Raw genomic sequence first — 26846 nt, forward strand, 5'->3', positions numbered from 1 at the left:
GATGCCGCACCGGATTGCGGATGCCGAACCAAGGAGCGAACCGTGTCCAAGCCTCGCACTGAGCTCAAGAGCACCGGATACGAGATCTTCATCGGCATCCTGTCGATCCTGTCGATCGTGAACCTGGTGCTGGTGATCGTGGTCAGCGAGAAGTCGCTCGACACCGTGCTGGGGGTGATGAACGCGCTGTTCAGCGGCATCTTCCTCGCCGACTTCCTGTACCGCATCTTCACCGCGCCGAAGGCGAGCACGTACTTCTTCCGCCACTTCGGATGGGCGGACCTCCTGGCGAGCCTGCCGTTCCCGCAGTTCAAGATCCTGCGCGTGTTCCGGCTGATTCGGGTCTACCGGCTGCTGCGCGAGGTCGGCATCCGCACGATCGGCCGCACGCTGATCAAGGACCGCGCAGGCAGTGCGCTGTACGTGCTGCTGCTCATGGGGATCTTCGTGCTCCAGTTCGGGAGCCTGACGATGCTCGCCATCGAGCAGTACGCCGAGGGCGCCAACATCACGTCCGCCTCGGACGCGCTCTGGTACACGATCGTGACGATCTCGACCGTCGGATACGGCGACCAGTATCCGGTCACCGATGCGGGACGTCTGTGCGGAGTGCTGATCATCGTCGTCGGGGTGGGCATCTTCGGCACGTTCACCGGCTACCTCGCGACGATCTTCCTCACTCCGCGCAGCGAGGACGTGGACCTGCCTTCCGATGTCGAGGCCGTCGAACTCGCGAAGGCATCCGCTGACGACCTTCGCGCCCTGCTGACCGCGTCCGAAGCGAAGCTCGCGCAGATCAAGCAGCTGCTGAACTGAGGACGAGGGGCGAACTCACGAAGCGACGAGCACCTGCGAGACGCGGTCGAGGGCACCGGGCACGAGCGCGTAGTACGCCCAGGTGCCGCGCTTGCTCCTGGTGAGGAAGCCCGCCGCGGTCAGCACCTTCAGATGATGCGACACCGTCGGCTGGCTCAGGCCCACGGGCTCGATGAGGTCGCAGACGCATGCTTCCGATCCACGGGAGGCGGCGACGATGGACAGCAGCCGCAGACGGGCCGGATCGGCCAGCGCCTTCATCGTCGTGGCGAGCTGCTCCGCTTCTTCGGCCGACAGCGGCTCGCGCTGGAGCGGCGTGCAGCAGGCGTCGGCGGTGACGTCCGTGATCTCGAGCATCGTGGGCATATATCGACAGTAGTCGATATTGACAGTCATCGATAGACCTGCGCATGATTGATATCGACGTTCATCGATATACCACCTGGAGGCCGCTGTGACCCTGCTCGACCTGACCCCGCACGTCGTGACGGACGACCGCGTGACGACGCTGCCGATCGCGATCATCGGAGCCGGCCCGGTCGGGCTCGCCGCCGCCGCCCACCTGGTCGAGCGCGGGATCGACTTCGTGGTGTTCGAGGCCGGGGACCACGCCGGTTCGAGCGTGCGCGAATGGGGCCACACTCGACTGTTCTCTCCGTGGGAGCACCTCGTCGATGCGGCGTCGCGCCGACTGCTCGAGGCGAGCGGCTGGACGATGCCCGACCCGAAGCGGGCACCGAGCGGCGACGAACTCGTCGCGCAGTATGTCGCTCCCCTGGCCGCACTCGAGCCGATCGCCTCCCGTCTGCGCACGGGCGTCGAGGTGATCGGCGTCACCCGCGAGGGCATGGACCGCACGCGCACCAGAGCACGATTCGCCACTCCGTTCGCACTCCGCGTCCGCACCGTCGACGGGGCGATCGAAGACGTCGCCGCGCGTGCCGTGATCGACGCTTCCGGCACGTATCGGTCTCCGAATCCGCTGTCATCCGGCGGGCTCGACCTCCTCGGCATGGCCGAGATCGCCGACCGGGTCACCGGTGCGCTGCCGGATGTGCTCGGACGCGATCGCACCGTGTTCGCGGGGCGTCGTGTCACCGTGGTGGGCGCGGGTCATTCCGCAGCGAACACCCTGCTCGCGCTCGCCGAGCTCGCGCGACAGGAGCCCGGAACGACGGTGACCTGGCTGATCCGCAACGCGAAGGCGGTGCGGGTCTCCTCATCGGCGGACGACGAACTCGCCGATCGCGCGCGCCTGGGCAACCGCGTGGATCGCGCGGTCGCCGACGGGGAGGTCGCACTCCTGGACGGTGTCGAGATCATCCGCGGCCGGCGCGCCGGCGACGGCGTCGAACTCATCGGCCATCGCCGTGGGGAGGTGGTCGCACACGCCACCGATGTCGTGGTCAACGCGACGGGCTTCCGCCCCGACCTGGCGATGCTGCGCGAGATCCGTCTCGAGCTCGACGAGATCGTGGAGGCTCCGAAGCGGCTCGCACCGCTCATCGACCCGAACGTGCACTCGTGCGGCACGGTCGAACCGCACGGCTTCCGCGAACTCACCCACCCGGAGCGGGACTTCTTCGTCGTCGGCATGAAGTCCTACGGTCGAGCGCCCACGTTCCTGCTCGCGACGGGCTACGAGCAGGTGCGGTCCGTGACCGCATGGCTCGCCGGCGACACGGCATCCGCCGCGACGGTGGAGCTCGTGCTCCCCGCGACGGGCGTGTGCTCGACGGATGCGAACGAGGCGGGCGGATGCTGCTCGTGACCGGCATCCGCGCCATGACGCCCGCCGACTGGCCGGCGGTGGAGGAGATCTACCGCCAGGGGATCGAGGAGGGCGAGGCCACCTTCGAATCGGAGACGCCGGGCTGGGATGCCTTCGATGCCTCACGGCTTCCAGAGCCGCGACTCGTCGCGATCGAATCCCACGCCACGGTGCTCGGCTGGGCGGCTGCGGCACCAGTCTCGACACGCGTCGCGTACGACGGCGTGATCGAGCACTCGGTCTACGTCCACCGCGATGCCCGCGGCCGCGGCGTGGGGCGCGCGCTCCTGGATGCGTTCGTGACCGCTGCCGACCGCGCGGGCTATTGGACGATCCAATCGAGCATCTTCCCGGAGAACGCCGCGAGCCTGCGCGTGCACGAGTCCGCGGGGTTCCGGGTGATCGGCACACGCGAGCGGATCGCCCGTTCCGCACGAGGAGCCCACGCCGGCCGGTGGCGCGATACCGTGCTGATCGAACGACGCAGCGCCGTCAACGGTCGGGACGAGGAGACGCCATGACCGGCAAGCGATACGAGGACTGGGTGCTCGATGACCCTGCCGGCCAGGGGATCGAGGTCGTGCGCCCGATCCGCGACGAGATCCGGCGCCGCGTGGAGGGGCTCGTCGACGAGCTGCTGCCCGGGCGGGCGTAGGCTCGGTCGCTATGGCGGCCGGCGCAGTGATCCACACCTTCGCGGTGCAGCTGGCGGACGTCGACCGCGGTGTGTACGACGACTTCACGCTGCGCGTCGCGCGGCATCCATCCGAGACCGACGCGTTCATGACGACGAGGGTGCTCGCGTACTGTCTCGAGTTCGAGGACGGCATCGCGTTCAGCGAGGGGATCTCCTCGACCGACGAGCCGGCTGTCCTCGTGCGCGACGCGACCGGCCGTCTCACCGTCTGGATCGAGGTGGGAGCGCCGGATGCCGATCGACTGCATTTCGGCAGCAAGCTCGCCGACCGCACCGTCGTGTACACGCACCGGGATCCGGCGAAGGTGCTCGCACTCTGGTCGGGCAAGCGGATCCACAGATCCGACGCCATCACGCTGCACAGCTTCGACGCCGGTTTCATCGACGCCGCCGCACACGCCTTGGAGCGTCGGAACGTGATGACGGTGTCGGTCACCGAGCGCGAGCTCTACCTGGAGCTCAACGGCGTGACCCTCAGCACCTCTGTCCACGACCACGCGCTCACGCCGGCGCTGCCGTAGGCGCTGCGCCTGGAGACGGGCGCGCGTCGCCTGCCGGGTAGATCGTCACCGCGTCCGGCGCGAAGGAGAATGTCGCGTTCGTGCCCGTGCTGATCTGAGCGTCGGCGACGGCCGTCGGGGTGAGGTCGGCTGAGATGACCTCCGAGCGGACGCGGATGATGTCGCCTCGGGGCTCGAGATCGAGGATCCCCGCCGTGACGCTGTTCGAGCGCGAACCGACGAGCGCGGCGAATGAGACGCTGACATCGGTGGGCCTGACCGTGGCGGCCACCCGGGATCCGACTGGCGCATCCGAGGCGACCGTGCTGACGATTTCCAGTCCCGCGTCGGTCGTCATCCCACCTCGTGTGCGCACGCCGGTGAGGAGGTTGAGGGCCGCGAGCCCCGCGGTGAACGCGGTCCGCGGACGCTCGAGCGTCTGACGGGTGGGGCCCTGCTCGATGATGTGCCCGAATCCGAGCACCACGACCCGGTCGGCGAGGGTCAGCGCGTCGAGGATGTCGTGGGTCACGATGATCGCGGTGCGGTCCCTGAGGACGCGGAGCAGGGTGCGCCGGATCGCCGGTGCGACGGCGATGTCGAGGGCCGCGAGCGGTTCGTCCAGGAGGAGGAGCTTCGGGTCGGATGCGAGCGCGCGGGCGATCGCGATGCGCTGGGCCTGCCCACCGGACAGCTGCGCGGGTCTGCGCGTGGCGAAGTCCACGGCATCGACCTCGCCGAGCCAGTGCCGGGCGATCTCGTGAGCTTCTGCCTTGCGGATCCCCTTGCTCCGTGCGCTGAATGCGACGTTCTCGAGCACGCTGAGATGGGGGAAGAGGTCGGCATCCTGGGTGAGGGTCGAGACGCCGCGCGTATACGGCGGCGTCCAGACCTTCGCGCCGTCGGTGAGATCGAACAGCATCCTGCCGTCGAGCTCCGCCGCTCCCGTGTCAGGGTGCACGAGTCCCGCGAGGATGTTCAGCAGCGTCGATTTGCCGGCTCCGTTCGGCCCGAGCACTGCGATCGTCTCACCCGCGTCGACCTGCAGGTCCACCTCGAAGCCGCGCTCGGCCACCGTTGCCGAGAACGTGAGGGTCATGAGCGCGCGCTCTTCCTCAGCGGCGATGCGCTGCCGGCCTGATGTGCGAGGCCGACGACGATCACAGCGACCACGATCAGCACCAGGGAGAGGGCGACCGCCGCGTCAGGGTCGACCTCGCGCTGCAGGTAGATCTCGAGTGGCAGGGTGCGGGTGGTGCCCTGGAGGCTCCCGGCGAAGGTCAGTGTCGCCCCGAACTCGCCGAGCGCTCGCGCGAACGAGAGCACCGCGCCGGAGATCAGCGCGGGCATGACCAGCGGAAGGGTCACGCGTCGGAGCACCGTGGTCGGGCGGGCGCCGAGGGTCGCCCCGATCGCCTCGAACCGCGTGCCGACCGTGCGAAGCGCGCCCTCGAGGCTCAGCACCAGGAACGGCAGGGCGACGAACATCTGCGCCATGACCACCGCCGTCGTGGAGAACGCGATGTCGATGCCGAGGAACTGCAGTGTGGAGCCCAGAAGTCCGCGGCGTCCGAACGTGTACAGCAGCGCGATTCCGCCGACCACGGGCGGGAGTACGAGCGGCAGCAGCACGAGCGAGCGCAGCAGCCGCTGACCGGGGAAGCGCGACCGCGCCAGGACGAGCGCCATCGGGATGCCGAACACGATGCACAGCAGGGTCGCGGCGATCGATGTACGAAGGCTCAGCCAGAGCGCCGCGAGCGAGGACTCCGACGTGATCAGCGGGAGGAATTCGGCCCAGTTGACCCGGGTCAGCATCGCCACGAGTGGCAGCAGAACGAACAGGGCGCCGACGGCGGCGACACCCACGACCCAGCGTGGGACGCCTGCGAACGGAGCCGCGGGAGACACGGCGCGCAGCTAGGGCTTTCCGAAACCGGCCGCCGCCAGCACGGCCTGACCCGCTTCGCCCCTGATGAACTCGACGAACGCCTGTGCGACGTCCGAGGCGTCGGCATCCGTCAGTGTCGCGATCGGGTACGTGTTGACCGCATCCGCCGACTCGTCGAACTCGATCCCTTCGACCGCATCACCGGCGGCGATGACATCGGTGACGTAGACGAGTCCGGCATCCGCTTCGCCCGAGGTGACCTTGCCGAGCACATCGGTCACCGACGACTCCTCGCTCACGGGCATGAGGGTCACGCCGCTCGCCTCTTCGACCTTCACGGTCGCCGCACCGCAGGGCACTTCCGGCGCGCAGATCACGAGCTTCACTCCGGGACCGGCGAGATCCGCGAACGTCTCGATCTGCGCCGGATTGGTCGGCAGGACGGCGATCTCGAGCACATTCGTCGCGAAGTCCACCGGCTCGCCGTCGACGAGTCCGGCATCCGTCAGCTTGGCCATGTTCTTCTCGTCAGCGGACGCGAAGACGTCGGCGGGGGCGCCTTCGGTGATCTGTGTGACCAGGTCGGCCGAGCCGGCGAAGTTCAGCTCCACTGTCGTCCCCGGGTGCGCTGCTTCGAACTGTTCCGCGAGCTCGGTGAACGTGCCCTTGAGCGATGCGGCGGCGAACACGGTGATCGAACCCGACAGGCTGTCGGCGGTCGGGGTCGGTGTGGGGGATGCCGCCGGATCGGCGCTCGCACACGCCGTCATACCGACGGCGATCATGGCCGCGAGCAGGACTCCAGCGAGCCGGGTGGTGTGGCTCTTCATCAGGGGCCGACCTTTCCGACGGGTGTTTCGACGATGACGGTTGTCGCCTTCACCACGGCGATCGCGACGGATCCGGGCTCCAGCCCGAGCTCCTTCACGGCCTCGGTGCTCATCAGCGACACGACCCGGTGCGGTCCGCATTGCATCTCGACCTGCGACATGACCGTGTCGGAGACGATCTCGGTCACCAGCCCGACGAACCGATTGCGCGCCGAGCGCCCGATCTCGGACGGGTCCGCGGGCAGCACAGCGTTCCTGCGTGCGAGATGGGCGAGCTCGAGCCCGTCCACGACAGTGCGCCCGGAGTCGTCATGGCTGCTCGAGAGCACCTCGTTGTCGATCCACCGGCGGACCGTGTCGTCGCTCACGCCGAGATAGATCGCAGCATCCTTGACACGTATCTGCGACATGAAACTCAGTCTAGATCCGCTTTCGCGGTTGCAAGGCCGCCTGAGAGTCGCGTAGGCGGTTCGCCGCGCCCGTCGAGCACTCGGTTCTGCGCGGCGACAGAACGTGCCGGACGCCTCTTGTGGCACGCAACGGACCAGGACTAACGTGACGCACATTGCGGCCGGTGGTCCGCGCTCTTGGGGGAGCTGAGGGTCCAGGGGTCTGTCATGTCCACGCCGAAGAAGCTGTTTCCGCTCACCGTCGCCGCACTCCTCACCGGGGCGCTGCTCGTCTCCGGACCGGGCTCGCCGGCGATCGCGGCACCCGACGCGGACGCAGGGCCGCCCTCGGTGTCGGTCGACCCGAGCAGCGGCCGGGTCGTGGCCGATCCGACGGGGGTTGCGTTCACCGAGGCGAGCGGCGCTGCGCCGGCCGACATCGTGCTCGGGTACATCCGCGAGCACGCCGGCGACTTCGGCCTCACCGCGGGCGCGGTCGCGGAACTGTACGTGCACAAGGAGCTCACCCTCTCGACCGGTGCGACCGCCGTCCATGTCGGGCAGCGCGTTGATGGCCTCCGGGTGCGCGACGCGATCATGACCGGAGTGGTCGCCGCCGACGGCCGGCTGGTCTCCGTCGCCGGATTCCTCGCACCGGGAGATGCCGCCGCAGCCACCGTCAACCTCACGGCGCAGGCCGCCCTCGACGTCGCCGCCGACGCGCAGGACGCCGAGGCGAGCAGGCCGCTCGATGAAGCGGACACGAAGTCCGAGGAACCTCAGGAGTATCCCAATGTCTACGCCGAGGGCGTGACCGAGCCGGCGCCGGTGACGGCGGAGCAGGTCTGGTATCCCGACGCGAACGGCACCGCGCTGCGCCGTGCCTGGCTCACCGACATCGAGTCGTCCGACCTCGCCTGGTTCGAGACCGTGGTGGATGCGAAGACCGGCGAGGTGATCGACCAGCGCAGCCGCTACGCCCACGTCGCCCCCGAGGGAGATGTGTTCCGCGAGCAGCACCCGGAGGCGACCGGCGCGGTCCAGCAGACCACCTCGTTCAGCGGCATCGGCGGCAGTTGGGTCGATGACCGAACGACGAGCGGCAACAACGTCAATGCGTACCTCGATCGCAACAACGACAACGCGAACAACGAGTACCAGCCCCAGACGCCGGCCAACGGCGATCCGGGATACCAGGAGTTCAGCTATCCGTTCACGGACGCCTGGCGCACCACCGCCGATGTGAACTCGGTCGCTGCGCTCGACGCCGATCGCGACGCGATCATCACGCAGCTCTTCTACTACACGAACGTCATGCACGACTGGCTGTACGGGCACGGCTTCGACGAGGCGAGCGGCAACTTCCAGGTCGACAACTTCGGCAACGGCGGAAGCGGCGGAGACGCGGTGCTCGCCGAGGCGCAGGACGGCTGGGATCTGGGCTGCATCAACGACCAGGGCACCCCCGCTCCCGGTGACGACGTTCCGATCCGGTGCCTCAACAACGCGAACTTCGGCACGCCTGGTGACGGCGCGAGCCCGCGCATGCAGATGTACATGTGGGCTCCGGGCAGCCCGTATCGGGACGGCGACATGGACGGCGACGTCATCGCGCACGAGTACGGGCACGGCGTCTCGAGCAGGCTCGTCGGCGGCGGAACGCTCGGCTACAACGGCGGCGACCAGCGCGGCGCGCTCGGCGAGGGCTGGAGCGATGTGATCTCGTACCTGAAGTGGGGTGATGCCGTCATCGGCGAATACGTCACCGGAAACGCCGGCACCGGCATCCGCTCCGTCGCATACGACACGTCGACCCGGACCTTCCAGTCGTACGACACCAACTCCGGCAGCGGACACGGCAACGGCGAGATCTGGGCGTCGGCGGTCTACGACATCCGCGCGCAGTTCCCGGGCGGCGTCGAGCCGATGGCGACGCTCGTGCTGGACGCCATGAAGGCCACACCGGCCAACCCGACCTTCATCGACGCTCGGAACGGCCTGCTGACCGCTGATGGAGGCGCCAACCTGTGCCTCATCTGGTCGGCGTTCGCAGGGCGCGGGCTCGGCGTCGATTCGACGACGGGGCTCGACACGGTGCCGACGGCCAGTGCGGCCATCCCGCCCGAGTGCGCGCCGACCGCCGACGCCGGCGGTCCGTACGTGACGCCGGAGGGGACGGATGCCGCCCTCACCGCGGCCGGATCGACCAGCGGCAGCGACGCGAGCGCGGGAGCGATCACCGGCTACGCATGGGATCTCGACAACGACGGTCAGTACGACGACGCGACCGGGCCCACGCCCTCGTTCACCTCGGTCGGACAGGACGGTGTCTACCCGATCGGTGTGCAGATCACCGACGCGTTCGGCAACACCTCGACCGACACCAGCACGGTGACGGTGACCAACGTCGCTCCGACGGTCGCGATCGACGCGATCACGCCGATCGACGAGTTCGGCACGGTGAACGTCAGCGGCACCGTGACCGACCCGGGCTGGCTCGACGACCTGTCGGCGACGATCTCGTTCGACGACGGCGCGGCGGCCGTGGCGCTGACGGGCGTGGAGGAGAACGTCCGACCCGATGCGACACTGACCTTCTCGGTGCAGCACCAGTACGGCGACAACGGCGACTTCAGCGTCAAGGTGTGCGCCGCCGACGATGACACCGTGAACAACTGCGACACAGAAGTCGCTGCGGTCGCCAACGTCGATCCGACCGCGACGATCGACACGTCCGGCGAGCAGGCCTATGACGGGGTGAGCGCGTTCATCCTCGAGGCGGGTCAGCAGCTCACGGTGCCCGCATCCTCGACCGATCCAGGCAGCGACGACCTCACCCTCACGTGGGCCTGGGGCGACACGACGTCGAACTCGAAGACCTCCCTGGTGAACCCGCCGGCGACCGACCCGGCCAAGTCGCCCTCGGTGCAGCCGCGCAACGTCACGCTCGAGGCGAGCCACGTCTACGGCGACGCGTGCCTCTACGAGCTCGGCGTGACCGCCGCCGATGACGACGGCGGTGTCTCGGTGACCGACACCGCCGCCGTGGTCATCACGGGCAACGCAAGCGAGTCGAAGGGACACGGCTGGTGGCTCAACCAGTACCGGGTCAAGAAGGCGAACGACTTCACCGCGGCCGAGCTGCAGTGCTACCTCGACATCGTGGGGTACTTCAGCCTGGTGTTCAGCGAGAAGAAGGATGCCTCGACCCGGGCGGCGGCGACGCTGGTGCTGAACAACCCCGCGAAGGCCCCGGCCGACGTGATCTTCGACCAGCACGCCCTCGGCGCCTGGCTGAACTTCGCGAACGGCTCGGTCAGCCTGAGCACACCGGTCGACACCGACAAGAACGGGACGCTGGACAGCACGTTCGGCGCGGTCATGTTCGCCGCCGAGACCGTGCGGGTCAACCCCGCCTCGACGTCGGCGCAGATCAAGGCGCAGAAGGACATCATCGAGCGGATCGCGACCCAGAGCGGGCCGTGAGGATCGATCGTGAAACGGTGGCTGCCCGCGCTCGCCCTCCTCGCCGTGCTGACGGGGTGCGCGAGCGCGGGGTCGCCGCCGAACGGAGAGAGCGTGTCACCCGAGCCGACCCCATCCGCCTCCGCTTCCACGTCTGAGGAACCGGGCGCGCCGGTGCCGCGGTTCGTCACGCCGGACGATGACGGACAGACGTATGGGATGACGGTCGGGCAGACGACGACGCTCAGAATCGACGACCCGGATGCACCGGAGCCGGACGTCGAGGGGGAGTCGGTGCTGCTCATCCAGATCGTCAACGTCGCCGAGAGCGGCACGCGCGAGTGGGAGGTGCGTGCGGTCGAGCCGGGCGAGGCGACGGTGAGCGGCGTCGCCGGCGACACGACGTGGGCGATCGTGCTGCGGGTCGCCTCCTGACCACCCTGCAGCTCGATCAGCCGGTGCGGTCGGTGAGCAGGAAGTGGACCAGGCGCTGGACCGGTTCGGCGTAGTCGCTCCGCCGGGCGAGGACCTGCAGGACGATGGCACCCATGATCGCCTGACCGAGCTGGTCGACGGGGGCGTCCTCCGGCAGCTGACCCTCCTCGACCCCGAGCTGCAGTCGCTCAGTCAGCTGACGATCGACTCCGAGGCTCGTGCTGAGATGGTTGCCGACGTCGGAATCCTCTGCAGCCGCCGCGACCAGCGAGCGCAGCAGTGACTCGCCGTTGTGCGACTCGAGGATCGACAGCACTCGCGATGTCCACGCCTCGACATCCGCGACGAGGTCGCCCGTCCGGGGCGCGGCGAGGTCCACGCCGAACAGGCGCCCTTCGGTCAGGCACTCCGCGATGAGCGCGCCCCGAGAGCTCCACCACCGGTAGATCGTCTGCTTGCCGACCCCGGCCTCCTTGGCGATGCCTTCGATCGTGAGCTGGTCGTACCCTACCCGCCGAAACATCTGCGCGGTCGCGGTGAGGATCGCCTCGCGCGCGGCGGCACTGCGAACCGGACCGGCGCGGTGCTCATTCATGGCTCCAGGCTAACTCCCAGAGAGCCAGACGAGACGGTGCGTATGATCAAACTCGACTTCAAGGAGACACGTTCGTGGCCGCACTGCTGTATCGCCTGGGTTCGTTCGCTGCACGCCGGGCATGGCGGGTGATCGTCGCCTGGGTGATCATCCTGGGAGTCTCGATCGGAGCGTTCCTCGCCTTCGGAGGCACGCTCAGCAACAGCTTCGACATCCCCGGCACGGCATCCGGTGCGGTCGTGGGCGAGCTCACGAAAGAGCTTCCCGACAGTGCCGGGATGAACGCATCGATCGTCTACCGGACCACCGACGGCACGCCCTTCACGGACGAGCAGAAGCAGGCCATCTCGGCGGTCGCCGCGGGCGCGGAGGATCTCGACGCCATCGCATCGGTGCTCGATCCGTTCGACGCGCAGCAGAAGCAGGACGACGGCGCCCAGCAGCTCGCCGACGCGCAGGCGCAGATCGACGACGGGCGGGCCCAGCTCGACGCAGGGCAGGCGCAGCTCGACGCCGGCAAGGCGCAGCTCGACGCCGCGCAGGCCCAGCTGACAGTGGCGACGGCACAGGCTGAAGGTGCCGGTGCTCCGCCGGAGCAGCTCGCGGCGCTCGGCCGGCAGCAGGCGCAGCTGGACGCTCAGGCGGCGGCGATCGCCGGGCAGCAGGCGACTCTGGACGCGTCGCATGGCGAGCTCGAGGATCAGGCGGAGCAGGTCGAGCTCGGGTCTACCCTCGTCGAGCTCTCCGACGGCATCGGCGTTGTCTCGGACGACGGGTCGACCGCGATCGTCAACGTCACGTTCGCCGCGACCCGGCTGGAGCTGCCCGAGGGCGCCAAAGCGGAGACGATCGAGCACTTCGAGTCGCAGCCGATTTACGGCGTCGAGGTCTTCTTCGGATCCGAGCTCGCCCAGGGCGTCCCGGAGCTCTTCGGCATCGGCGAGGCCATCGGGCTGATCTTCGCCGGCATCGTGCTGATCGTGACGCTGGGATCGCTCCTCGCCGCGGCTCTGCCCATCGTCACCGCGCTGGTGGGAATCGCCGTCGGCGTCACCGCCTCACTGTCGTTCTCGGGAATCGTCGACATGGCCTCGATCACCCCTGTGCTCGGCGTGATGCTCGGGCTTGCGGTCGGTATCGACTACTCCCTGTTCATCGTCTATCGCCACCGGAAGCAGATTCTGCGGGGTGTGCCGGTCCAGGAGTCGATCGGTCTCGCGACCGGAACGTCGGGGACCGCGGTGGTGTTCGCCGGATCGACGGTGATCGTGGCGCTGCTCGCGCTGAACGTGACGGGCATCCCGTTCCTCGGACTGATGGGCACCGTGGGTGCGGTCTGCATCGCCGTCGCGGTGCTCGTCGCGATCACGCTCGCGCCCGCGATCCTCGGCCTGCTCGGCACACACCTGCTCTCTCGCCGCAAACGCGCCACGATTGCGGCCGACGTCGTCCCCGCGAAGGCCCCGAAGCAGATCAGGCCGATGTCGAACCTGCGCGCTGTCCTGACTGTGCTCGGCACCGTCGTGCTGCTGCTGGTCATCGCCATTCCGTCGCTGTCGATGCGGCTCGGCCTGCCGGACGGGAGCAGCGAGCCGGCCGGCTCGACCAGCTATCAGGCGTTCCAGATCATCGAGGAGGAGTTCGGTGCGGGCGCCAACGGTCCGCTGCTGGTGACGGCGACGGCATCCGACCCGATCGATGACGACGACCTCCTCGCGGCGCAGGTCGAGGTCGCCCAGCAGCTCGCCGACCTGGATGACGTCGCCGCGGTCGCGCCGATCGCCACGTCGGATGACAACACGCTGCTCGCCTTCCAGGTGGTCCCGCAGGAGGGGCCGAACTCGGAGTCGACCGAGCAGCTGGTGCAGGATATCCGCGCCCTCGCGCCGGTCGACGGCGATCTGACGATCGGCGTGGCAGGCCAGGCCGCGAGCAACATCGACATCTCGCAGGCGCTCAGCGATGCGCTGCCGGTCTACCTGCTGGTGGTCGTCGGCCTGTCATTCCTCATCATGATCCTGGTGTTCCGCTCACTCCTGGTGCCGGTCATCGCCACGGGCGGGTTCGTGCTCTCGCTGTTCGCGACCTACGGGCTGATCGTCGGGGTGTTCCAGTACGGATGGGGAGCATCGCTGATCGGCCTGAGCAGCACGGGACCGATCCTGAGCTTCCTGCCGGTGATCCTGGTGGGCATCCTCTTCGGCCTCGCGATGGACTACCAGCTCTTCCTCGCGTCGGGCATGCGGGAGGCGTTCGTGCACGGATCTCCCGCGAAGCTCGCCGTCGCGCAGGGGTTCCGGGCGGGCCGTTCGGTGGTGACGGCAGCCGCGCTCATCATGGTCTCGGTGTTCGGCGGGTTCATCTTCTCGCAGTCGACGATGATCCGGTCGATCGGATTCGGCCTGGCATTCGGCGTCCTGCTGGATGCGTTCGTGGTGCGGATGCTGCTCATGCCGGCGCTGATGCACCTGCTGGGCCGCTCGGCGTGGTGGCTGCCGCGGTGGCTCGACCGTGTCATGCCGAACGTCGATCTGGAGGGCGCGTCGCTCGAGCGCGACCATCCCGGGATGCAGGTCGGCGGAGTTGCGCACGCGACGGAGCAGCGTGAATCCCTCCGACTCGTTCCGGAATGACCCCGACGGCGTCTGCGTCGGCCACACTGTGACTGACGGCCGACGGCGGAGCCCGATCGGCCGGTGACTTCGGAACGGGGGAGGCCACGGGGTGCATGCGCTCGAGCTGCGCGGTCTCACGAAGCGCTTCGGCGGCGCTGTCGCCGTCGACGATCTGACCCTCGCGGTGCCGCACGGCTCGTTCTACGGGCTCGTCGGGCCGAACGGTGCAGGCAAGACCACGACCCTGTCGATGGCCACCGGGCTGCTCCGCCCGGATGCCGGCGTCGCCCTCGTGCACGGCATCGACGTGTGGAGGCAGCCGCTCGAGGCGAAGCGGCTGATCGGCAACCTCGCGGATGAGGTCGACCTGTACGACCGGCTCACCGGCGAGCAGCTCATCACGTTCTCGGGGCAGCTGTTCGGGCTGGATCGCGCGACTCTGCGCGAACGCGTCGCGGACCTGCTGCGCCTGCTCGATCTCGAAGGAGCAGCCGGCAGGCTCGTCGCGGACTACTCGGCCGGAATGACCAAGAAGATCGCGCTCGCCGCCGCGCTCGTGCACTCGCCTCGCCTGCTCGTGCTCGACGAGCCGTTCGAGTCGGTCGATCCGGTGTCGGCGGCCAACATCCGCGACATCCTCGACGGGTTCGCCAAAGCCGGCGGCACGGTCGTCGTCTCCAGCCATTCGATGGACCTGGTGGAGCGGATGTGCGACCACGTCGCGATCGTCGCCGCGGGGCGGGTGCTGGTCGCCGGGACGATGGCCGAGGTGCGCGGGTCGGGCGATCTGGAGACGCGGTTCCTCGATCTGATCGGCGGCCGTCGTCAGGGGGAAGGGCCCGCGTGGTTGTTGTCCTCCTGAGGCTGCGCTTCCGGGTGCTGGCGAACACGCTGGGTCGCAACACGTTCCAGTTGGTCGCCGTGATCCTGGGCGGGGTCTTCTCGGTCTTCTTGGTCGCAGCCGGACTGGGTGTGATGCTGCTCGCGTCCACGACTCCGGCCCCGGCGACGCAGGCGATCGTCGTGGTCGGCGGCAGTGCGCTCGTGCTCGCGTGGCTGATCGTGCCGCTGCTGTTCGACGGCGTCGATCGGACGCTCGACCCGCTCAAGCTCGCGAGGTTCCCGGTGCGGACGCGGACCCTCATGACGGCCGTGTTCCTGGTCGGCATCCTGTGGTTCCCCGGCATCGCGACCTTCGCCGTCTCGATGGGGACCGCGCTGGCATGGCGCCTCTTCCCCGCCGCGGCAGCGGTCGCGATCATCACGGGACTGCTGGGCGCGGCGACGTGCATCATCGCCGCCCAGCTGATGACGGAGGTGGCGGGCACGCTCTTGCGCGGCAGGGGAGCCGTGCGAGTGGCGATCGTGGTCGTCGCCCTCCTGCTCGTGATCACGCCGCTCGCGGTGGCGGTGGTCGGTCGCACCGCGGCGGGTGGTGCCGAGACTCTCGCGAGTCTCACCTCCGCCGTCGGGGTGCTCGGCTGGACGCCGCTCGGCGCGGTCTGGTCGGTGCCCGGCCGCGTCGCGGCGGGCGACGTGAGCGGCGCTGCGGGCGCGGCAGCCATCGCCCTCGGCACTCTCGCCGTCCTGGTGGTCACGTGGCGGGCGGTGCTCGCAACAGCCCTGCGGGTGCGCGGCGAGCGGCCGGCGCGGACGGTCGCAGGCGGCCGTCTCGGTCTTCTCGCGTGGGCACCGTCGACGCCGGCCGGGGCGATCGCGGCCCGCTCGCTGATCTACTGGTTCCGCGACTCCCGGCAGGCCAGGCAGCTGATCCTGCTGCCGGTCCTGCCCGCGCTGATGCTCCTGTGGTGGAGTCTGTTCCACTTCGAGTGGATGGCCATCGCGATCGGCCCGGTCGTCGCAGCCCTGCTTCCCCTGTCCGCCTTCGCCACACTGTCGTACGACGGCACCGCCTTCGGCGCGGAGCTCGCCGCGGGCGTCCGTGGCGTGCACGACCGGCTCGGCCGCGCCGTCGCCCTGGTGGTCATCGCGGGTCCCGCCACGATCGTGGTGCAGGTCGTCGTCGCCGCGATCATCGGGCGGATGCCGGACCTGCCTGCGCTGCTGGGCCTGTCCCTCGGCATCCTGCTGATCTCGGTCGGTGTGGTGAGCGTGTCGTCGGCGCGGGTCGTCGTGCCCGTGGAGCGGTCGGGTCGCAACGCGTTCTCCGCGCAGGCGGGAGCGGCGACCGCGTCGATCTTCGCCTCGTACGCCGTCGCCGCGGTCACGATCGTGCTGGCCCTGCCGGTGATCGCACTGATGACGGCCGCGCTGGTGACCGGAGCGCCGCTGCTCGCGTGGATGGCGCTCGCCGCCGGACTGATCACCGGCGTCGGCGTCGCTCTCGGCGGCATCGTGCTGGGTGGCCGGCTGCTCGATGCCGAGGGGCCCGCCATGCTCGCCCGGCTTCGGGTGATCCGCGTATAGGCCGACGACGCACCACGTTGATGCCGACCGGCCGCTGGGCAGCCTGCATCGTCATCATCTCCGCGACCTCGACCAGACAGAACATAGCTACGACATGGATAAGACCATCGCCTACTCTTCATGGCACATAAAGACGACAGGTCTCCGCACCCCCGCACCGACCCCTTGCACCCCTCGTGCCCGTCTCCATCCAGAGATATCCTTTGCCTGGAGGTGGTCCATGATGCACGCCACTGCAGGAGATCGCGTCCGGATTCACGGGCGAACCGTCGGCGCCGCCGAGCGGCTGGGTGAGGTCATCGAAGTGCGCGGCACCGAGGAGAATCCGCTGCTGGTCGTCCGCTATGACGACGGTCACGAGGTCATCCTCTCGCCGGGCGGTGACTGCGAGGTCATCCACCCGGCCTGACCTCACGCGGCGAGTTCGACCCGCGCGTCCGAGAGCGCGCGCTCTTCCAGCATGTCGAGGTCCACGAACAGGCCGTTCGAGGTGTTGGATGCCGCAGCCAGGGTCTTCAGCAGGTCGGCGTCGATCTGCTCGGACTCCGACTGGAAGACGAACCGAAGCGGAATCGCGGGCTGCATCCAGATCGTCGAGCGACCGCCCGGAGCGTCATCCGGATGGCGCCAGGAGAGCGTGAAGCTCTCGCTCCGGCGCAGCTTGGTTGCGACGACGATCTTGAGGTGTGCGAGGAGTCGATCGGGTATCTCAATCGGCTCCGGTGAGTTCCCGTAGAACAGGTGGCCCATCGGTAATGTCCTCTCTCGTGACGTGTGCGCCGACCCCAATCGACTGGATTCACCCTAGCATTTAGTTCGCAAAATTAGATAAAATCCCTAACATTAAGAATGTCTAATGAATCTGCTACCGTTGCCCTGGACACACGCGCCGGACGGAAGGATGGGATCGTGGACTTCGCCTCGACTCTCCCCTCCCCGCTCGTCGCGGCGTTGCACCGCTACGTGGAGGCGCGGACTGCGGCGCTGGTCGCCGCCCGGCATGCCCTCGGAGTCAACGAGCTGGATGCTCGGGCGCTGCTGTACATCGCAGGTCACGACGGCACGCGACCGGGCAACCTGCGCGACTATCTCGGCATCACCTCTGCCGGCGTGACGACCTTGATCGACCGCCTGGTCGAGCGGCGCGCTGTTCGCCGCGACGTCGATTCCGACGACCGCCGCATCAGCCGGCTCACGGCCACTGTCGATCTGGGATCGGAGCCGTGGTCGGTGCTGACGCGGTTCGACGATGCATTCACAACGGCGATCGCGGATGCCGATCTCGACGATTCGGTGAGACTCGCTGATGCGCTGGACAGCCTCACGGCATCGGCATCCCGCGCCGTGACGTAGCGCGGCGGTCTTCCCGCGTCAGGCCGTCGCGGGCTGCTGGCGCATGAACGCCCGCGACTTCGACTGCAGGAACGCCCCGAGCGCGGAGACCACCGTCAGCTCGTACGCGAGGGCGAGCACCGTCGCGGGGTTCATCGTCGCGGGGGTGTCGCGCGCCTCCATGGTCACGAGCCATTCGAGGGCCGCCATGTCCGGCTGCAGGTACGCGAGAGTCGGAGCATGTGTGAGCTGGAAGACCACGAGACCGGTGTCCGCGCCGTCGTCGCCGTCCTGGGGGATGACCCTCGCCGACCCGGCGATCGGATAGCCCAGCTGCTCGAACTCGTCGAGCCAGGACTGGAGCGTGCTCATGCTTCGAAACGGCATCACAAATCCCCACTCATGATCACGACGGGTTCTCCCGTCGACATAGCAATTATGGGGGTTTCACGGCATCACCGGCCCTTCGAGGACCGAACCGATTCGCACGCGGTGTCAAGCCCGCGCGTTCGGAGCCCCTGGGCCATATCGTCGGTACCAACCCGAGAGATGATCGTCGGTGTCAGCCGAGAGAAATGAGCCGTCGATGACCATACAGATAGCCGTGATCTGGAATCCGTCCAAGACCGACAAAGAGGCACTCGAAGCCGGGCTCGCCGACGCGATCGGCGACGGCACGGCCCCCGAGGTGCGCTGGTGGGAGACGACCGAGGAGGATCCCGGCCAGGGCGTCGCGAAGGATGCGCTCGCGGCGGGGGCGGACCTGATCCTGGTCGCGGGTGGCGACGGCACGGTCCGGGCTGTCGCGGAGCATCTGGCCGATGTGTCGTCCGACGCGCAGCTCGGCATCATTCCCCTCGGCACAGGCAACCTTCTCGCGCGCAACCTCGAGGTGCCGATCAACGACATGCCCGCCGCGTTCGTCCGTGCGCTGGACGGCGATACCCGGCCCGTCGACGTCGGCTGGGTCGACGTCGAACTCGACGGGGCCACCGAGCGCCACGCGTTCCTGGTGATGATCGGGTTCGGCATCGATGCGCACATGATCGAGGAGACGGACGAAGACCTGAAGGACAAGGCCGGATGGCTTGCGTACGTCGAATCGCTCGGCCGCGCGCTCGCCGCCAGCGAGGTCGTCCCGTTCCACATCACGAAGGATGACGAGCCTGCCCATGACGAGGAGGGTCACACCCTGCTGATCGCGAACTGCGGAAGTCTGCAGGGTGGTCTCACGCTGCTTCCGGATGCGGTGCCGGACGACGGCGAGCTGGACTACCTCGTGCTCAGCGCAGAGGGCGTCGGCGCGTGGCTCGGGACCCTGAAGACAATGATGTGGGACAACGGCCTCAAGCGACTGGTCACCAAGAGCGACGACCTCACGAACACGGACGACGTGAATCACGGTCGCGCGAAGTCGCTCGAGGTGACGCTTCCCGAGGCGCGCGCGTTCGAGATCGACGGCGAGGAGATCGGCGAGACGAAGGCGTTCTCGGTGACGATTCAGCCGTCCGCCATCCGGGTGCGCTGAGCAGCGCGCTCCCGATCGGCGTCGAGGATCACGAGCTGCTGGGTCGCACGGGTCATGGCGACGTAACGGTCGACGGCCCCCTCGATGCCGCCGCCGAACGAGTCGGGGTCGATCAGGACCACGAGGTCGAACTCGAGACCCTTCGCAAGCGTCGGCGTGAGCGACCGCACGCGCGCCGTCGACGGGAGCTCGGGAGCGCCGATGACGCATGCGATGCCGTCGTCGTGATCGGCGAGCCACGTCGTCATAATCGTTCCGAACTCGGCTCTCGACGCGTGCATCACCGGGATGCCGGTGCTCCGGATCGAGGTCGGCACGTTCGCATCCGGCAGCGCGGCGCGGATCACAGGCTCCGCCTCGGACATGACCTCGATCGGCGTGCGGTAGTTGACGGTGAGGGAGGCGACCTTGATGCGCTCGAGCCCGATCCGCTCCAGTCGCTCCGCCCAGGACTCGGTGAATCCGTGCCGCGCCTGTGCGCGGTCGCCGACGATCGTGAAGCTGCGGGACGGGCAGCGCTGCAGCAGCATCTGCCAGTCGGCATCCGTCAGCTCCTGCGCCTCATCGACGACGATGTGCGCGAACGGGCCGGCCAGGGAATCCTTCTCCTCGCCCGGCAGCCCGGAGTCGTCGTCCAGGCTGTTCTGCGCATCCTCTCCGCGCAGCATCGACATGAGCATCATCTCGGAGTCATCGGCGGCGATGAGGTCGTCGATGACCCTGGCTCTGCCCTCGCGCTCGATCGCGAGGGTCGCTTCGCGACGACGCCGACGCACCGACGCCTCAGGGTCGCCGAGTCGCTGCCGCGCGGCATCCAGCAGCGGCAGATCCGAGGCCGTCCACGCGGACGGATGCCGGCGCTGCAGCGCCTGCACCTCATCCGCTCCGAGCCACGGTGCGCACAGGCGCAGGTAGGCGGGCACCGACCACAGGTTGGCGACCACGTAGTCGGGTTCGAGCAATGGCCATGCTTTGCTGAACCTCCGTGCCAGGTCCTCGTTCTGCGCGAGCGACCTCCGCAGCGCGCCGGCGGGAACGTCCGCGTCGAACCTGTCGGTGATGATCGCCAGCAGCGCCTCCCAGACATCGTCGCGAGCCTGATTGTGGGCCGTGCCCGGCTCGGGCGCCTCGAAAGCCTCGGCCCAGTCGTCGGCGCTGATCCATGCGTCGCCCCACGGGGTCTCGACCGCCATCCCCTTCGTGGGCGGCTCCTCGTACAGGGCGATCGCAGGCTCGATCGCGCTCACCAGGCGCGCTGAGGCCTTCAGGCGGGCCACCTCGGGATCCGACTCGACGCCCGCAGCGGCTCCTTCGGGAACGAGATCTCGCAGGGTGCACAGCTGCACGCCCTCCTCCCCGAGTCCTGGGAGCACATCCTCGACGTAGGCGAGGTACGGCTGGTGCGGCCCGACGAACAGCACACCGCCGCGGCTCCGGCTCAGCAGCGGGTCGGAGGAGAGCAGATAGGCGGCGCGGTGCAGCGCGACCACGGTCTTGCCGGTGCCGGGGCCGCCGTCCACGACGAGCGCGCCACTCGATCCTGCCCGGATGATCGCGTCCTGGTCGGCCTGGATCGTCGCGAGCACATCGCGCATCCGGCTGGAGCGGCTGCTGCCCAGACTCGCGATGAACGCGGACTGGTCATCGAGCGCGGCCCTGCCCTCGAGTCCGTCGTAGGTGAAGACCTCGTCCCAGTAGTCGTTGATCCTGCCGCCGGACCAGCGGTACCGCCGCCTGCTCGCCAGTCCCATCGGGTTCGCGTGGGTCGCTCCGAAGAACGGCTCGGCGGCGGGGGAGCGCCAGTCGACCAGAAGGCGTCGCCCTGCGGCATCCGTGAGCCCGACGCGCCCGATGTAGACGGGTTCCGCATCGGCCGTGCCGAGGATGTGGCCGAGGCAGAGATCCAGCCCGAATCGCTGGAGCATGCCCAGCCGGGAGGTCAGGCGATGGATCTCGAGGTCGCGGTTCAGCGCCTGCTCGCCCGTGCCGCCGGGCTGCCGGCGCTCGGCATCCAGTCGTCTGGAGATGTCGGCGAGCGACTGCTCGAGGGTGTGCCCGATCGCGGCGAAGTGCGTCTCATCTCGCGCGATCAGCGCGGGATCCGCCTTCGCAGCCAGTCGTGGGGGCAGGTCGAACACACCTGTGGTGAGGGGGTTCACGGGGTCAACTCCGATCCGAGGATCGTGGCCGTCGCGTCAGGCGATCGTTCACGGCCGACCAGTATGCGCCGAACGGGGGGCCTTGCGGCAAGCCCCCGTCCGGGCGATATCCTGAAAGTGGAGAGACCGACGGGTCTCTCTTTTCTGTGCTCCCTACTCGGGAAAGCTGATCGCGGACAGGATCAGCGGCAGTTCGTTCGAGCGCTCGCTCACGTCGGACAGGAACTCGCTTCCGTCTTCGCTGCCCGAGCCGAGCATCGTGAACGAGTCGATCTCGAACGGCAGGTTCGTGGCCGTCAGCGGTGCGATTCCGTCCATCACGTGGAAGTGCAGGTGCGACTCCGTGGTGTTGCCGCTGTTGCCGGTGCGGGCGAGCTCATCGCCCAGCTCGACGGTGTCCCCGACCTCGACCAGGAGCGAACCCGGCTTGAGGTGCGCATAGAAGGCGTACACGCCGGGCGCGATCTTGAGGACGATGACGTTTCCGCCGTAGTCCTTCAACGGCAGGCTGTCCTGCAGGACCCCGGGTTCGGCATCCGGCAGATCGTCGACCACCACGACCACCTCGCCGTCGCCGACGGCGAGGACGGGCTGGTCGTACGTGAAGTAGCTCGCATTGTCGGCCGGGTCGCCCTCGAACGTCGACGGGACGCCGTTCTCGACCGGCGGCCTGAGGAGGTCGAACCGCGACCAGTCGATCGCGTAGCGCTCGGCGGCGTTGATGCGACCACCGATCGGAACCATGGCTCCGCGGTGCGGTGAGAGGGAGCAGCACGCGTTGACGGCGACCCAGTCCGAGCCCGCGAGCGGCGGCCCGATGACGACCGGCTCACCCTCCCCGACCGGCGTGGTCGCGCTCGCCACCGCCTCCGTCGGAAACAGCGACGCGAAGTTCGCCTGGTTCGGCCGCAGGTCGCCGAACGTGGCACTGATCGTCTGGTCCAGCACTGCAGGGACGTCATCGCGGTTGTCGAAGGTCGTGTCCATCAGGACGAGCGCGGTCGTTCCCGGGGGGATCTCGGTCAGCGCCTCAGGTGGGAACGGATAGTCCCCGATGGGCAGCGTTCGGGCGATGACGTCGGCGCCGGACAGCTCTCCGACCTCCTGGCCGGCCGCCGACGTGACGATGCTGTCGATCGAGGCGGGCCTCGGCGACGCGTTCTGCACGATGAGCTCATAGACGAGGTGGTAGCGCCCATCGGTCCCGTGCACCGGGATCGGGTCTGGCTCGGTCATCGAGATGATCAGCGGCGAGAATTCGTCCACGGTCGTCATCTCGGCCTCGGATTCGTCGGGTGCCGCTGTCGGGGTGGCCGTGGCCGTCGGTGTCGGCGCGGTGCATCCTGTGAGCACCACAGCCGCGGCCCCGATCACGAGGGCGGCGAATCGCACGGTCGAGGTGGGCACGGCAACTCCTCCGTTCGGCGACTCCGCCGCTGACGGCAGGGTCGAGTCTCACTGTAGGGGTGTGCCCTGCCGTCAGGGCCGCTATCCGACGAACCGCTGCCGCAGCTGCCCGATCCCTTCGATCTCCGTGAGCAGCACGTCGCCGTCGATCAGGAATCGCGGCGGTTTCATCCCGGCTCCGACCCCGGGTGGTGTTCCCGTGAAGATGAGGTCTCCGGGAAGCAGCTCGACGACCTGCGACAGACGGCTGATGATCTCCGGAACGCCGAAGATCAACTGGTCGGTGAAGCCGTCCTGAACGGTCGTCCGAGCGCCGTCATCGCCGGTGATGGCCGCGGAGATCCGCAGGCGATCGGGGTCGGCGAACTCGTCGAGGGTCGCGATCACGGGCCCGGTCGGGGCGAAGCCCGCGAACGACTTGCCGATGCTGAACTGGGCGGGCTGACCCTGCCATTGCACCGTGCGCTCCGAGAGGTCCTGCCCGACCGTGTACCCGGCGACATGCTCCGCGGCGTCTTCGACGGGGATGCCGCGCCCGCCGCGACCGATCACGACGACGAGCTCGGCCTCCCAGTCCACCGTGGCGCCGGGGAGTGCGACGTCGGTGACCGGGCCGGTCACCGACGACGCGAACTTCGTGAAGACGACCGGCTGCTCCGGGATCGGCAGGCCGGACTCCGCCGCGTGGTCGGCGTAGTTGAGACCGATGCCGAACACCTGCCTCGCGGCGGGCGAGGGCGCGCCGAGATCGGTGTCGTCATAGGTCGCCGGCTCCGGATCCTCGCTTCGATCGCGGTTGGCCGCCCACGTCGTGAACTCCTCCCAGCGAGCGAACACCTCGGCGGGCTCCGAGCTGAATGCACCGCCGCTCGCCGTGGCGACGTCGATCGCGAGCGCACCTTCCACGATGCTCAGCCGGCCACGGATGTTCGCTACGCGCATCGGCCGGTCACCACACCTCGGGGAGGAAGATGTCCTCGGGGATGTGCTCGGGCAGGTACTCGCCGGCGCGCGTTCGTTCGTGGATCTCCTGGAAGGACAGGCCGGCCTCGCGTGCGGCGACGAGCTTCTCGGGATCGAACCACGTGCCGATCGGGTTCTCGGCGAACTCCTTGGCGTTCGCAATCCACTCGCTCGAATCCGCCCAGTCCCCGAATCCGTCGACCTGGATCTCGACGCCGTTGCCGTCGGGGTCCTGGTAGTAGACCGACATCGTGATGCCGTGATCCAGCTGGAGGAACGGCACGATGCCGTGATCGCGCAGGCGGATGTAGTTGTTGATCCACATGTCGAACGTGCCGAACTCGAACGCGGTGTGATGGATGCCGGTCTCGTGGCCCTTGTCCGTCGGGTGCTTCAGCCCGGGGGGCGAGAGGAAGGCGATGCGGTGGTTCGCCTCGTCGTTGGTCAGCCAGGATGCCTCATCGCTCTGGAAGACGGGACGCAGCCCGCACACCAGGCCGTACCACTCCACCATCTGCGCCATACGGAGCGTGGTGAACGTGGTGTGGTGAAGTTTCGGCGGGTTCGCCGGCCAGTGGGTTGCCTTGTTCTCGGGCATTTCTCTCTCCTTCGAGGAACGGTTGGTGATCGGTGGACTGCGGACAGCTGAGGGTCAGGGTGTGCGGGGAGGATCGACCAGGTCGAGTGCGGCGGCGATCTGCGCGTCTGCGCCGATGCCATGCAGGCGGTACATGTCCTGGAGCGTGCCGGTCTGACCGAACTCCGTGACGCCGAGATTGACGCTGCGCACGCCGCGCACGCCGGCGAGGAAGGCCAGCGAGTGCGGGTGCCCATCGAGGACCGTGACGATCGGGGTCGCGCGGTCGGCGGGGAGGATCTGGTCGAGGATCGAAGCGTCCGCGGAGCCGTGACCGCTTCGCGCGCGGACGGCGCGGTAGAGGCGGTCCGCGCTCGTGACGCAGACGACGTCGGCCGCGATGCCCATCGCTTCCAGCCGATCGGCAGCGGTGAGCACTTCGGGCATGAGTGCGCCCATGCCGATCAGCGTCACGTCAGGTGACGGCATCCGTCGCATCGCGTACCCGCCGGCGACGACCTGTCGGCGGCGACGCTCTCGTGCGGCAGGGTCCGCGGGCACGTCCGCGAGCGCCTGGTCGATCACGCGGGAGGTGAGCCGGAAGTAACTCGACGAGCCGTCGGGTCGCCCGAGGCGCGCGAGGGCGTCGAGCATGCACCATTCGAAGTCCTGCACGAACGCCGGCTCGAACGCGACCACACCGGGCTGCTCGATGCCCACCGACGGCGTGATGATGGACTGGTGAGCGCCGCCCTCGGCGGCCAAGGTCACACCGGACGGGGTTCCGATCAGGATCGACTGACCGCCGCCGTATACGCCGAACGACCAGGGCTCGAGCGCTCGTGTGACGAACGGGTCGTACAGGGTTCCGATCGGGAACACCGGCTCGCCCCACCGGCTCCAGGTCGCGCCCAGTTCGCCCAGCAGGCTGACCAGGTTGACCTCCGCGATGCCGAGCTCGATGTGCTGGCCGGTCGGCCGCTCATCCCAGTGCAGGATCGTCTCGGCGTCATCGGCGAACCAGTCGCGCTTCGTGGACGGCGACCAGACGCCTGCCTTGTTCACCCACCCCCCGAGGTTCGTGCTCGAGGCGACATCGGGTGCCACGGTCACCACCCGTCGCGCCGCCTCCGGGGCCTGGCGCGTCAGGTCGAGCAGCAGCCGGCCGAGCGCCTGCTGCGTGGAGCTGTGGCCCTTGATCTCGCGCCCGAAGTCCTGCGGCACTGGGGGCGGCGCGGCCGTGGGGGTCGTGGGGCGCTGAAGGCGATGCGCGACTGCCGAGCAGGAGAGCGCCTCCGCGGAACCAGCAGGGAACGGACGCCAGGGGTCGTCGACGTCCTCACCGAGCTGGGCCGCGACGAGCGCGAACTGATCGGCCTTGAGCAGGTTCGAGTGATTCTGCGGGTGACCCGCGCTCGGCAGCCCGTTGCCCTTGATCGTGTAGGCGAAGATGACGGTCGGTCGGGTGTCGTCGATCTGCTCGAACGCGTCCACCAGCGTCGGGATGTCGTGACCGCCGAGACCGCGGATGACACGAGAGAGGTCGGCGTCGTCGAGCCCCGACAGCAGTTCGGCGATCGCGGTCGCGCCGTCGCCCGCTCCCGGGAGGCGATCGCGCAGCTCTTCTGGCGAGCAGCGGAGGAGGCGCTGATACTCCGGGTTGGACATCTCGTCTATCCGCCGCTTGAGATGCTCGCCACCGGGCTGAGCGAACAGCTCGGTCTGGAAGCGTCCGTACTTGAGGGTGATGACCTGCCAGCCCGCGGCGGAGAACATCGCCTGGAGGCGGGTCGCCGAGATGTTCGGCACCACGCGGTCCAGCGACTGGCGATTGAAGTCCACGATCCAGACGATCTCGCCCAGGTCGCTCACGGTCGGGTCGAGCACCGCCTCCCAGACAGCCCCCTCATCGAGTTCGGCATCCCCGACCAGGCTGTACTGTCGGCCCGCACTGCGCGGGGTTCCTGCGGTGTCGGCGACATAGCGTCGAGCGATCGCACCCCAGATCGGCGCCGTCGCGCCGATGCCGACCGAGCCCGTCGAGTAGTCGACAGTATCGGGGTCCTTCGAGCGACTCGGGTAGCTCTGCAGACCGTGGAAGGCTCGCAGCGAGCCCAGCTGATCGGGGCTGAGCTCCCCCAGAAGGTAATTGATGGCGTGCAGGACCGGAGAGGCGTGGGGCTTGACCGACACCCGATCTTCGGCGGTCAGGGTCGTGAACCAGAGCGCCGTCATGATCGTCGCCATCGAGGCACTCGATGCCTGGTGCCCTCCCACCTTGAGGCCGTCGGGGTCCTTGCGTACGGGGGAGTTCGCGGCATCGATGATGGCCGTCGAGAGCCAGAGCACCTTGCGCTCGATCGACTCGAACACCTCGAGCGATGCCGCGGAATCCGCCGGCCGGCGCGTCGTCGTTGTCATCGGAACCCCCTTGTCGCCACAGGATATA

At 68.6% G+C, this 26846-nt stretch carries 25 protein-coding genes and 1 pseudogene; 13 read left to right on the forward strand and 13 right to left on the reverse strand.

The window, feature by feature from the left end:
• Positions 1 to 42 precede the first annotated feature (42 nt).
• A complete protein-coding gene (locus BM349_RS03245) occupies positions 43 to 816 on the forward strand; it encodes an ion transporter (protein WP_091704854.1) in 774 nt (257 codons plus the stop codon).
• A gap of 15 nt (positions 817 to 831) precedes the next feature.
• Here the strand turns inward: BM349_RS03245 and BM349_RS03250 are convergent, their stop codons facing one another.
• Positions 832 to 1182 carry an ArsR/SmtB family transcription factor gene (locus BM349_RS03250; RefSeq protein ID WP_091702747.1) on the reverse strand — a complete coding sequence of 117 codons (351 nt, stop codon included), beginning with the start codon at positions 1180 to 1182 and terminating at the stop codon, positions 832 to 834.
• Between the two features lie 88 nt (positions 1183 to 1270).
• Here BM349_RS03250 and BM349_RS03255 point away from each other — a divergent pair, with 88 nt between their 5' ends.
• The 4 genes and pseudogenes from BM349_RS03255 (at position 1271) to BM349_RS03265 (ending at position 3805) form a co-directional block, all read left to right on the forward strand.
• The gene (locus BM349_RS03255; protein ID WP_091702750.1) at positions 1271 to 2587 is read left to right on the forward strand and encodes an FAD-dependent oxidoreductase; all 1317 of its coding nucleotides are present in this window, start codon (positions 1271 to 1273) and stop codon (positions 2585 to 2587) included.
• Positions 2575 to 3108 (forward strand): GNAT family N-acetyltransferase, encoded by a 534-nt coding sequence (locus tag BM349_RS03260; protein ID WP_254773702.1) that lies wholly within the window; start codon positions 2575 to 2577, stop codon positions 3106 to 3108. The genes BM349_RS03255 and BM349_RS03260 overlap by 13 nt, the downstream gene beginning before the upstream one ends.
• Before the next feature lie 2 nt (positions 3109 to 3110).
• Positions 3111 to 3242, forward strand: a pseudogene (locus tag BM349_RS18705) (phosphotyrosine protein phosphatase); the annotation flags it as partial.
• 11 nt (positions 3243 to 3253) lie between these two features.
• A complete protein-coding gene (locus BM349_RS03265) occupies positions 3254 to 3805 on the forward strand; it encodes a YaeQ family protein (protein WP_091702753.1) in 552 nt (183 codons plus the stop codon).
• On the opposite strand, the gene BM349_RS03270 is transcribed toward BM349_RS03265, so the two are convergent.
• From BM349_RS03270 to BM349_RS03285, 4 genes are read right to left on the reverse strand one after another with little or no spacing between them, the layout of a single operon-like run.
• Entirely contained in the window at positions 3786 to 4883 is a 1098-nt protein-coding gene (locus tag BM349_RS03270) for a sulfate/molybdate ABC transporter ATP-binding protein (RefSeq protein ID WP_091702756.1), read from the reverse strand. The genes BM349_RS03265 and BM349_RS03270 overlap by 20 nt on opposite strands.
• Positions 4880 to 5695, reverse strand: a complete 816-nt coding sequence (locus BM349_RS03275) for an ABC transporter permease (protein ID WP_091702759.1) — start codon at positions 5693 to 5695, stop codon at positions 4880 to 4882. Before BM349_RS03275 ends, BM349_RS03270 begins: the two co-directional genes overlap by 4 nt.
• Positions 5696 to 5704: 9 nt before the next feature.
• Entirely contained in the window at positions 5705 to 6505 is an 801-nt protein-coding gene (gene modA, locus BM349_RS03280) for a molybdate ABC transporter substrate-binding protein (RefSeq protein ID WP_091702762.1), read from the reverse strand.
• Positions 6505 to 6915: a TOBE domain-containing protein gene (locus tag BM349_RS03285; RefSeq protein ID WP_091702765.1), complete on the reverse strand. Its 411-nt coding sequence runs from the start codon at positions 6913 to 6915 to the stop codon at positions 6505 to 6507. The genes modA and BM349_RS03285 overlap by 1 nt, the downstream gene beginning before the upstream one ends.
• 207 nt (positions 6916 to 7122) lie before the next feature.
• On the opposite strand from BM349_RS03285, the gene BM349_RS03290 reads away from it, so the two are divergent.
• Positions 7123 to 10380, forward strand: coding sequence for a M36 family metallopeptidase (locus tag BM349_RS03290; RefSeq protein ID WP_091702768.1), 3258 nt, complete (start codon positions 7123 to 7125; stop codon positions 10378 to 10380).
• Between the two features lie 9 nt (positions 10381 to 10389).
• Positions 10390 to 10794, forward strand: a complete 405-nt coding sequence (locus BM349_RS03295) for a hypothetical protein (RefSeq protein WP_091702771.1) — start codon at positions 10390 to 10392, stop codon at positions 10792 to 10794.
• Positions 10795 to 10810: 16 nt separating this feature from the next.
• On the opposite strand, the gene BM349_RS03300 is transcribed toward BM349_RS03295, so the two are convergent.
• Positions 10811 to 11389 (reverse strand): TetR/AcrR family transcriptional regulator, encoded by a 579-nt coding sequence (locus BM349_RS03300; protein ID WP_091702776.1) that lies wholly within the window; start codon positions 11387 to 11389, stop codon positions 10811 to 10813.
• A gap of 74 nt (positions 11390 to 11463) precedes the next feature.
• On the opposite strand from BM349_RS03300, the gene BM349_RS03305 reads away from it, so the two are divergent.
• From BM349_RS03305 to BM349_RS03320, 4 genes are all read left to right on the forward strand, one after another.
• Positions 11464 to 14022: an MMPL family transporter gene (locus tag BM349_RS03305; RefSeq protein ID WP_091702779.1), complete on the forward strand. Its 2559-nt coding sequence runs from the start codon at positions 11464 to 11466 to the stop codon at positions 14020 to 14022.
• Between the two features lie 91 nt (positions 14023 to 14113).
• Positions 14114 to 14866, forward strand: a complete 753-nt coding sequence (locus BM349_RS03310; RefSeq protein ID WP_091702782.1) for an ABC transporter ATP-binding protein — start codon at positions 14114 to 14116, stop codon at positions 14864 to 14866.
• Positions 14848 to 16431, forward strand: a complete 1584-nt coding sequence (locus BM349_RS03315; protein WP_139230869.1) for a transporter — start codon at positions 14848 to 14850, stop codon at positions 16429 to 16431. Before BM349_RS03310 ends, BM349_RS03315 begins: the two co-directional genes overlap by 19 nt.
• A 223-nt stretch (positions 16432 to 16654) precedes the next feature.
• Positions 16655 to 16840: a DUF1918 domain-containing protein gene (locus BM349_RS03320; RefSeq protein ID WP_091704863.1), complete on the forward strand. Its 186-nt coding sequence runs from the start codon at positions 16655 to 16657 to the stop codon at positions 16838 to 16840.
• A gap of 2 nt (positions 16841 to 16842) precedes the next feature.
• Here the strand turns inward: BM349_RS03320 and BM349_RS03325 are convergent, their stop codons facing one another.
• On the reverse strand, positions 16843 to 17181 hold the full coding sequence (locus BM349_RS03325) for a DUF7882 family protein (protein WP_091702788.1): 339 nt from the start codon (positions 17179 to 17181) through the stop codon (positions 16843 to 16845).
• A gap of 159 nt (positions 17182 to 17340) precedes the next feature.
• Here BM349_RS03325 and BM349_RS03330 point away from each other — a divergent pair, with 159 nt between their 5' ends.
• Positions 17341 to 17784: a MarR family transcriptional regulator gene (locus BM349_RS03330; RefSeq protein ID WP_254773703.1), complete on the forward strand. Its 444-nt coding sequence runs from the start codon at positions 17341 to 17343 to the stop codon at positions 17782 to 17784.
• An 18-nt stretch (positions 17785 to 17802) separates the two neighbouring features.
• On the opposite strand, the gene BM349_RS03335 is transcribed toward BM349_RS03330, so the two are convergent.
• Positions 17803 to 18135, reverse strand: a complete 333-nt coding sequence (locus BM349_RS03335) for a hypothetical protein (RefSeq protein WP_091702794.1) — start codon at positions 18133 to 18135, stop codon at positions 17803 to 17805.
• Positions 18136 to 18349: 214 nt separating this feature from the next.
• On the opposite strand from BM349_RS03335, the gene BM349_RS03340 reads away from it, so the two are divergent.
• Positions 18350 to 19291 carry a diacylglycerol/lipid kinase family protein gene (locus BM349_RS03340; RefSeq protein WP_091702797.1) on the forward strand — a complete coding sequence of 314 codons (942 nt, stop codon included), beginning with the start codon at positions 18350 to 18352 and terminating at the stop codon, positions 19289 to 19291.
• Here BM349_RS03340 and helR read toward each other — a convergent pair.
• The 5 genes from helR to BM349_RS03365 all read right to left on the reverse strand — a co-directional run bounded on the left by helR (position 19264) and on the right by BM349_RS03365 (position 26818).
• Positions 19264 to 21450: an RNA polymerase recycling motor ATPase HelR gene (gene helR / locus BM349_RS03345; RefSeq protein WP_091702800.1), complete on the reverse strand. Its 2187-nt coding sequence runs from the start codon at positions 21448 to 21450 to the stop codon at positions 19264 to 19266. The two genes, BM349_RS03340 and helR, sit on opposite strands and share 28 nt — an antisense overlap.
• 153 nt (positions 21451 to 21603) lie before the next feature.
• The gene (locus BM349_RS03350; RefSeq protein WP_091702804.1) at positions 21604 to 22857 is read right to left on the reverse strand and encodes a M23 family metallopeptidase; all 1254 of its coding nucleotides are present in this window, start codon (positions 22855 to 22857) and stop codon (positions 21604 to 21606) included.
• 81 nt (positions 22858 to 22938) lie between these two features.
• Positions 22939 to 23799: a fumarylacetoacetate hydrolase family protein gene (locus BM349_RS03355; protein ID WP_091702808.1), complete on the reverse strand. Its 861-nt coding sequence runs from the start codon at positions 23797 to 23799 to the stop codon at positions 22939 to 22941.
• Positions 23800 to 23806: 7 nt separating this feature from the next.
• Positions 23807 to 24418 carry a VOC family protein gene (locus BM349_RS03360; RefSeq protein WP_091702812.1) on the reverse strand — a complete coding sequence of 204 codons (612 nt, stop codon included), beginning with the start codon at positions 24416 to 24418 and terminating at the stop codon, positions 23807 to 23809.
• A 54-nt stretch (positions 24419 to 24472) separates the two neighbouring features.
• Entirely contained in the window at positions 24473 to 26818 is a 2346-nt protein-coding gene (locus BM349_RS03365; protein ID WP_091702815.1) for a transketolase-like TK C-terminal-containing protein, read from the reverse strand.
• Between the last annotated feature and the right edge of the window lie 28 nt (positions 26819 to 26846).

This window comes from Microbacterium sp. cf046, from assembly GCF_900114345.1.
In the GTDB taxonomy this organism is placed as follows: domain Bacteria; phylum Actinomycetota; class Actinomycetes; order Actinomycetales; family Microbacteriaceae; genus Microbacterium.

Coding starts and splice junctions, on each gene's coding strand:
- BM349_RS03250 (WP_091702747.1), bottom strand. CDS start 1,182: ATGCCCACGATGCTCGAGATCACGGACGTCACCGCCGACGCCTGCTGC.
- BM349_RS03260 (WP_254773702.1), top strand. CDS start 2,575: ATGCTGCTCGTGACCGGCATCCGCGCCATGACGCCCGCCGACTGGCCG.
- BM349_RS03265 (WP_091702753.1), top strand. CDS start 3,254: ATGGCGGCCGGCGCAGTGATCCACACCTTCGCGGTGCAGCTGGCGGAC.
- BM349_RS03270 (WP_091702756.1), bottom strand. CDS start 4,883: ATGACCCTCACGTTCTCGGCAACGGTGGCCGAGCGCGGCTTCGAGGTG.
- modA (WP_091702762.1), bottom strand. CDS start 6,505: ATGAAGAGCCACACCACCCGGCTCGCTGGAGTCCTGCTCGCGGCCATG.
- BM349_RS03285 (WP_091702765.1), bottom strand. CDS start 6,915: ATGTCGCAGATACGTGTCAAGGATGCTGCGATCTATCTCGGCGTGAGC.
- BM349_RS03290 (WP_091702768.1), top strand. CDS start 7,123: ATGTCCACGCCGAAGAAGCTGTTTCCGCTCACCGTCGCCGCACTCCTC.
- BM349_RS03300 (WP_091702776.1), bottom strand. CDS start 11,389: ATGAATGAGCACCGCGCCGGTCCGGTTCGCAGTGCCGCCGCGCGCGAG.
- BM349_RS03320 (WP_091704863.1), top strand. CDS start 16,655: ATGCACGCCACTGCAGGAGATCGCGTCCGGATTCACGGGCGAACCGTC.
- BM349_RS03325 (WP_091702788.1), bottom strand. CDS start 17,181: ATGGGCCACCTGTTCTACGGGAACTCACCGGAGCCGATTGAGATACCC.
- BM349_RS03335 (WP_091702794.1), bottom strand. CDS start 18,135: ATGAGCACGCTCCAGTCCTGGCTCGACGAGTTCGAGCAGCTGGGCTAT.
- BM349_RS03340 (WP_091702797.1), top strand. CDS start 18,350: ATGACCATACAGATAGCCGTGATCTGGAATCCGTCCAAGACCGACAAA.
- BM349_RS03355 (WP_091702808.1), bottom strand. CDS start 23,799: ATGCGCGTAGCGAACATCCGTGGCCGGCTGAGCATCGTGGAAGGTGCG.
- BM349_RS03360 (WP_091702812.1), bottom strand. CDS start 24,418: ATGCCCGAGAACAAGGCAACCCACTGGCCGGCGAACCCGCCGAAACTT.
- BM349_RS03365 (WP_091702815.1), bottom strand. CDS start 26,818: ATGACAACGACGACGCGCCGGCCGGCGGATTCCGCGGCATCGCTCGAG.